The 6,689-nt window shown below is 62.6% G+C and carries 5 protein-coding genes and 1 pseudogene; 4 read left to right on the forward strand and 2 right to left on the reverse strand.

From position 1 onward, the window contains the following. Positions 1 to 439: 439 nt before the first annotated feature. Positions 440 to 1,426, forward strand: coding sequence for a hypothetical protein (locus RCH15_RS17870; RefSeq protein ID WP_326961997.1), 987 nt, complete (start codon positions 440 to 442; stop codon positions 1,424 to 1,426). Positions 1,427 to 1,553: 127 nt separating this feature from the next. After that, positions 1,554 to 1,739: pseudogene (locus RCH15_RS17875) on the forward strand (type II toxin-antitoxin system Phd/YefM family antitoxin); the annotation flags it as partial. A 91-nt stretch (positions 1,740 to 1,830) separates the two neighbouring features. On the opposite strand, the gene RCH15_RS17880 reads toward RCH15_RS17875, so the two are convergent. Both RCH15_RS17880 and RCH15_RS17885 read right to left on the reverse strand, forming a co-directional pair. Continuing rightward, complete coding sequence (locus RCH15_RS17880; protein WP_326961998.1) at positions 1,831 to 2,343, reverse strand: single-stranded DNA-binding protein; 513 nt, start codon at positions 2,341 to 2,343, stop codon at positions 1,831 to 1,833. A 61-nt stretch (positions 2,344 to 2,404) separates the two neighbouring features. After that, positions 2,405 to 3,487 carry an ArdC-like ssDNA-binding domain-containing protein gene (locus RCH15_RS17885; protein WP_326961999.1) on the reverse strand — a complete coding sequence of 361 codons (1,083 nt, stop codon included), beginning with the start codon at positions 3,485 to 3,487 and terminating at the stop codon, positions 2,405 to 2,407. 681 nt (positions 3,488 to 4,168) lie between these two features. Here RCH15_RS17885 and RCH15_RS17890 point away from each other — a divergent pair. Then, the gene (locus RCH15_RS17890) at positions 4,169 to 5,353 is read left to right on the forward strand and encodes a metallophosphoesterase family protein (protein ID WP_326962335.1); all 1,185 of its coding nucleotides are present in this window, start codon (positions 4,169 to 4,171) and stop codon (positions 5,351 to 5,353) included. Positions 5,354 to 5,598: 245 nt separating this feature from the next. After that, positions 5,599 to 6,689, forward strand: a 1,091-nt coding sequence (locus RCH15_RS17895; RefSeq protein ID WP_442784535.1) for an IS30 family transposase, incomplete at its 3' end; no start/stop codon positions are given.

Below are 6,689 nucleotides of genomic sequence, written 5' to 3' on the forward strand. Positions count from 1 at the left end.
GATCGAGGATAGACGCACGAAGGCCACGGCTGCATCTGAAACCGGGGTCCTTCGTCATCACTACTTGCACGTCGCCGCGTCGAAGTGAGTCTATCTCCGTCGACGATGATCTCGTCCGCGGACTCAGTGAACTCGAGAGCAACACGGTACGTTCCACGGACGTCGAACTCGACAGCCTGCCGGTCCTACGCGATGGTTGCTTCCCGCTCGTCAGCGCGTCTGTGTCAGTTGCTACAGTCACGGCGTGAAGGCGAATTCCTGTCCGCGATCTCGACTCCCGTAGACATCTGCCGTGAGATCTTCGGGGACCTGCACACAGTTCGCCGCCGACGGCTACCGGGCGCCCAGGCCTCCTGCACTCTTTTCTGACACTTGGCATCCAGCTCGGCTCACCAAAGATGCTCCGCAGATCGTCGGCGGTCGAGGCTAGGCTGGCTCAATGTGCTCACAAACGCGAATTCTCCCTACGGCCTCAGAGTGGCTGTACGCGGCGCTTTCCAGCCCCGACGGCGACGTTATCTTGACCAGCCCGTATCTCGCTTTCGATGTCTGCAAGCGGGTTGCAGATGCCAAGAAGCCCCCATCTCAATCATGGGTTCTGGCGACGACGCTGGACCCGAGCGCAGTCGCCAACGGTTACCTCTCTGTTGAGGGTCTGAGGCTCTTACTCGATGCAGGCATCGAAGTCCGTCACGTCGAGCGACTCCACGCCAAATGCTTCATCGTCGGGACTCGGGCAATGCTTGGATCTGCGAACCTCACGGGCGCCGGTCTGGGCAGCTCCACCAGCGCGAACCGTGAACTCGGCGTTGAGTTAGACCCGGGCCAAGCCGAGGAGGCACGGAACATAGTTTCTGCCTGGCCCGGCCGCACTGTCGAGAAAAATGATCTCAATGAACTCCTGATGCAGGCCAAGAGCCTCACAAGGAACGCGCAAGCCGCGAACCGGGAATTGGACGCCGAGTCGGCTCTCCACTTGGCCGAGGAGCTCCTAGCCGATGCACGCGACCCCCAACGCTCCCTGTGGTTGAAGCTTGAGCACGGCGAACCGGCCCTCGATGGGTGGCGGCAGGATTCATGGTTCGCGAGCCCAAAAAAGGGGAAGCCAAGTTTCCGCCCAGGTGACCTGGTGTTCATCTGTGCGAATGATACGAAGGACTGCTACGCCGTCGTTGAGGTGACCTGTGAAGCAGAGTCCAAGCCCCAGGACTACATCGAGTGGACAGCCGCTTATGAGCCGGGATCTCTGGAGCGCTGGCCCTGGATTAACCGCACCAAACCTCGGCTCGTGCCTTCGGTGCTCATGGAGCTTAAGCTCGAAGAACTCAGTGCAAGCGCTAGCGCGCTCCAAAACGGTCACATCCGTCTGAAATTCGACCAGTTCACCGCAGGCGTGCGCGCCCTCGCCCGACTCGCGACGGAGTGACCAGTCACCCTCATTGCCTGACTCTTGACTGTGGCCAGCGACGGGCCTATTTACTCCGGTGAACCCGGGCGCCAAGGCCAAGTACTAGCATGTCTCGTACAACCAGGAGGCAGTGACGGCCATAACAATGAGCGAGGCTCGCCGCGACCTTGTCCGTCTCATCGAGCGGGTCAACCTCGACCGCACCGAGGTTGAGATCATGTCTAGGCGTGGATCCGCGGGCTTGATGTCCAAAGACGAGTACGACGCGTTGGTGGAAACAAGCTACCTGCTGAGCTCACCGACGAACGCGCACCGCCTCATTTCAGCTCTGGAATCCGTCCGCGAGGTCGAAACCGCCCAGCACACGCTTTTGAAGCGTCAGCTTTCACCTCGTCCCGTCATTCAGCCTGACGGACCCCATTTCAGAAACTCATCTCAGTCCCTACGGCTTTCCCGAAAGGGGGCACCGCCACCGGGCTCTTGGAGGACAAGTTGTATGCCGGCGGAGCAGACGCTGCCGCAATGGGCGCCTTGGGGCCCACGTGCACCTGAGCGGACGGCCCAACGTCTGCCACGTGAGACGAGCGCTGATAGACCGCGGTGCCGAAGCGCAGGTCCGGACCTATGGTGTCGGCGACGATGCGGCGGGCTTCGCGGCGCTCGCCGTCCTTTTCGTACGAGCGGAATTCCAGCTCACCCGCGACAGTGACCGGGTCGCCCTTCTTCAGCGAGGTCGCCGCGTTTTCTGCCAACGCGCGAAAGGCCGATACATTGTGGAAGACGGGTTCTCCATCGCGCCAAGTGCCGTCTGCCCCCTGAATTCGCTGGTTGACGGCGACACGAAGCTTTGCGTGGGCCACGCCGCTTTCGCCGATGCTCAGTTCGGGATCGGCGACGAGATTGCCCGCGATGCTAACCGGGATCTTAGTGCTCATTGCTCTTTCCTTTCAGTTGTCGGCGGGACTCTCCCGCCGGACAGATTTGGTGCGGCCGCCCTTACGGACCGGCCATTACTGGCCCGTCCACGGAACGCACGGGCCGTTCCATGCCCATGTAGGACGCTGCGGGGTTCACGCGAGGATCCGCGTCAACTGCGGAGATCTTGCCGCCGAATCCCGGCGGATGGGTGATTTCGAGAATTCCCTTGCTGGCAGCGGTGACGCGGCCCAACACTGACTTGGCAATGTCCGCACGGGACCCTGGTAGCTTGCTGCCGACGTCGTGGGCCATCGCATCGTTCTCTGCCTCAATGACGGCGTCAGCCCATCCGGCCAGGTAGGTGGCGGATTGTGGGCCGCGGTCGATCCCGTGGGCCCTGAGCACGGTATAGGCGACGGATTCAGCCTCGACTTCGGCCAGCCCCCGGTGGTCCGCGCTGCTGCCGTAGAGCCGGCCGATCTCGTCGTCCGCACCATGGAGCAGCACATGCCCAAGCTCGTGGGCAAGAACCGCTGCGCGCTCTTCCAGGCCCAGCCAGGCACCAACCTGGACCCGGTGTCCGGCGAAGTCCGTAAAGCCGCTTGTCAGCCCATACTGGGCGTCCGTCAGATCGACGTCGAACCCGTGCCTGCCGGCGACGGCCGCAAGGGATCCCCACAGCTCACCTGCATCCACGCCAGCGGCGGCACCGCGGCTGGGCACCAACAGCGGTGTCCCCTGCGTCTGCGAGACGTCAAAGACTGCCTGCCCGCGCCAACCGGTGATGACAGTTTTCTTTCCATCGTCGACCGCGCCGCGCGGCAACTGATCACCCGCCGCGACGCGCTGCCGGGTACCGTCAGGAAGTGTCACCTGCTGAACTCGGGCCGTACGGGGCGCGATCACCCAGAGTGCACGCTCACCCCGCAACACTGTGCGGCCGTGGCGAACCCATTCCTTATAGCCGGCCACCAGGGTGGGTTCTTCGGTGCCGCGCTGGGCCATCTGCATCATGAGCAGGGCAACGTTGCCGCCCGAGTATCTCCATAACGTGGCGGAGGCGTCCAGCAGCACCTGCCAGTGCGACGGAGATTCAACAGCCTTTTCCAGGATCCTATGGAGACCATCCGTCAAGGCAGCGATACGTTCTTCCGGTGTCATGCGCGAATTACCGGTGTCGCCAGCGTTGAACGCGGCATGTGCCGCCACATCGCTGGATACATCTTCAGGTTCAGGGGCCACGACAGCCGCCCTCCATACTTCTCGGGTTCCCGCCAGGACTACCCTGCGGATACCCATTCATGTCCTGAGAGACGCAAACAGCATGAATTTAGAATTCGCCACCGACTTGGTGGGAAGCCGCCTGCCACTCAGCGAAGCCCGGCGCGTCCAGCCGCAGGATTCTCAGGGCGGGGTCCTTGTGCGATTGCAGGCCCACGCAGCCGGCCGTCCGGGTATGGGTCCGCAGGCGCTCTACGGCGTGTGGCAGCCGCTCGTGAAAGGCGAGCGGCCCGAAACCGGAGTCGTCGCTGGCTTAGGAGGCCAGTTCCGCCGGGTGCAGCGCGTAGAGCTCGGCAACGATCTCGGTGTGGCGCCACCAGCAGTCCGGAACCACCGACGTAGTCCGGGATCCTGCTTCTTGAGTCCCGGCCAGGGGCCTTTGTTCGACTGCCTGTCTTTCCCTGCGCGAGTTTGGATGGGATGTACCGCCGGGCGGCCAGGGTCGCAATCTTGAGTACGGGCGTTCACTGACTGTTTCTGGCCCGGACGCTTCCGTCTTGTACCGTCTGGACAGGCCGGCGGCCGGCATTGAGGCCGTATCAGTGATGAAGAGAGGTCGCGATGACGACGAGTATCCACCAGCCCAAACTCAGCAGGCGGGCGGCTTTGGCTGCTGCCGGAGTGCTTGGGGCATTGGGAATCACAGCGTCTACGGGAGCCGCGAGTGTGGCAGCACCAGGCGCGAAGGCACCAAAGCCGACGCTTGCCTTTCGCCCAGACGGCGCATTCAAAATTGTTCAGTTCAACGACACCCAGGACGATGAGCAGACGGACCGTCGCACGATCGAACTCATGGACCGGACCCTTGATACGGAAAAGCCGGACTTTGTGGTCATCAACGGAGATGTCATCAATGGAGGATGCGACTCCGAACTGGAGGTCAAACAAGCGCTCAACCACGTAGTCCAGTCCATGGAACGCCGGCAGATCCCATGGGCTGTAACCTTTGGCAATCACGACGAAGATTCGGTCCAGCGAACGGGGATGACCGAAGCCAAAATGCTTCAATTCCTGCAGACCTACGAGTTCAACGTGAACGGTGACTCCACCCCGGGACTCACCGGTACCTCTAACTCGCAACTGCTGGTTCAATCCTCCCGGTCAAAAGCGCCGGCCTTTGGTCTTTGGCTCATCGACACGGGCCGCTATGCCCCCGACAGCATCGGCGGTCAGACCTTCGAGGGCTACCCGGACTGGGACTGGGTCCGCATGGACCAGGTCACGTGGTACCGGAATCAATCAATCGCAGCAGAGCAAAAGTACGGAAAGAAGATCCCTTCCCTCATGTGGGGCCATATCGCGCTCCATGAGCACCGCAACATGTGGTTCGCCAGCCTAGACTCGCGAACAGATGCCGATCACGCGCGAGCCGTCACCAGGCACGTCATAGTCGGGGAACGGAACGAGGACGAGTGCCCCGGGCCCATCAACTCCGGCCTGTTCAACGCCTTCCTGGAACGAGGGGATGTGGCCGGTTACTTCGTGGGGCACGATCACGTCAACACCTATGTAGGCAACTACTACGGTGTTCAGCTCGGCTACGCACCCGGAACCGGATTCGGTGCCTATGGACTGCCCGGCCCTGATCGGAACCGTCTCCGCGGTGCGCGCGTCTTCGAGCTGGACGAGAACCACCCCGCAATCTACAAGGACACGCGGCTCGTCTTCGCCAAAGATCTCGGCATAGACCTCACCGCCAATGACCAGCCCATAGTTCCCCTCCCGCTGAATCCGCCGCAGCGCTAACCAGGCTCGGCTAAGGGCCGGGAATACCAACAGGGCTGCGAACGAATCGTTAGATAGCACCCGAACGGCCCGCTTACCTTCTCTGACTCAACCCATAGTAGGGCCCAGCCGGTTAGATGGGCCGGGCCCGCTGCTCCTCGCTGGCATCGGCGGACTGTCCGGCCGGCATGCTCCAAGGTGTCCCGCCAGGACTAGGCGGGCTCAACCGGTCGTTGCAACACCCGATCTATTGTGAGGTGTTGTTTATGTGGTTGAAGCATGAGTTGGTTGAAATGCAGGCACGATTCTGGGTGTTGATGGCGCAGGGCTCGACGCTGACTGCAGCATGTGATGCTGTGGGGGTGAATCGACGAACTGGACGACGTTGGCGCCAAGCGACCGGTGGGCGGGTCCCACTTCCCAAGCCGGAGCTGTCGGGGCGATACCTGAGTCTGGAGGAGCGGCTCCGGATCGCGGACTTGCACGTGACCGGCGCCGGGGTCCGGGTCATCGCCGGCCAGGTCGGCCGGTCGGCCGCGACGATCAGTCGCGAGCTGGCCCGAGGCGGGTCCAAGTCTGGCTCGCGAGCCCGGACCAGGTATGCCCCCTATGCGGCCCAGAAGCAGGCCGAGCTGCGCGGCCGCCGCCCCAAGGCCAGCAAGTTCGACCATCCGGAACTGGCATCCTTGGTTCAGGCCAAATTGTGTGTGAAATGGAGCCCGGAGCAAATCAGCGATCACTTGGCTTCGGCGTTCCCGGACCGGCAGGAGATGCGGGTGAGCCCGGAGACGATCTACCAGGCACTCTATGTGCAAGGCCGCGGCCACCTGCGCGCTGACCTGCACCAACATCTGCGAACGGGCCGTGTAATCCGACGTCCGAGACGAACGGCCGCGAAGAACTCGGGCAAGATCCCGGACATGATCATGATCAGCGAGCGACCCCCGGAGGTCGCCGACCGGGCCGTACCTGGTCACTGGGAGGGAGATCTGATCTTGGGATCCAACTGCCGGTCCGCGATCGCAACCCTGGTCGAGCGTCAGACCCGATTCACGATGCTGGTCCACCTCCCCGGCGACCACAGCGCGATCTCGGTCCGCGATGGCCTGCTGGCAGCCATCAAGACGCTCCCCGTGCAGCTGGCCAAGACTCTGACCTGGGACCAGGGAACCGAGCTCGCCCAGCACCGCCAGATCACGTTGGCCACCCAGATGGCCATCTACTTCTGCGACCCGCACTCGCCTTGGCAACGAGGAACCAACGAGAACACTGTGAGTATGGAGGTAGCCCGGGAAGGGCTGATCCGGAAGGGTGGGTGTCGGCAGCGAAGAGTGACTCCCGAGAATACTGGCCGCGA

Source organism: Arthrobacter sp. MP_M4 (assembly GCF_035984855.1).
In the GTDB taxonomy this organism is placed as follows: domain Bacteria; phylum Actinomycetota; class Actinomycetes; order Actinomycetales; family Micrococcaceae; genus Arthrobacter.

Bases quoted from the DNA above. Each gene is read 5' to 3' on its own strand.
- RCH15_RS17870 (WP_326961997.1), top strand. From the start codon at position 440: ATGTGCTCACAAACGCGAATTCTCCCTACGGCCTCAGAGTGGCTGTAC.
- RCH15_RS17880 (WP_326961998.1), bottom strand. From the start codon at position 2,343: ATGAGCACTAAGATCCCGGTTAGCATCGCGGGCAATCTCGTCGCCGAT.
- RCH15_RS17885 (WP_326961999.1), bottom strand. From the start codon at position 3,487: ATGACACCGGAAGAACGTATCGCTGCCTTGACGGATGGTCTCCATAGG.
- RCH15_RS17890 (WP_326962335.1), top strand. From the start codon at position 4,169: ATGACGACGAGTATCCACCAGCCCAAACTCAGCAGGCGGGCGGCTTTG.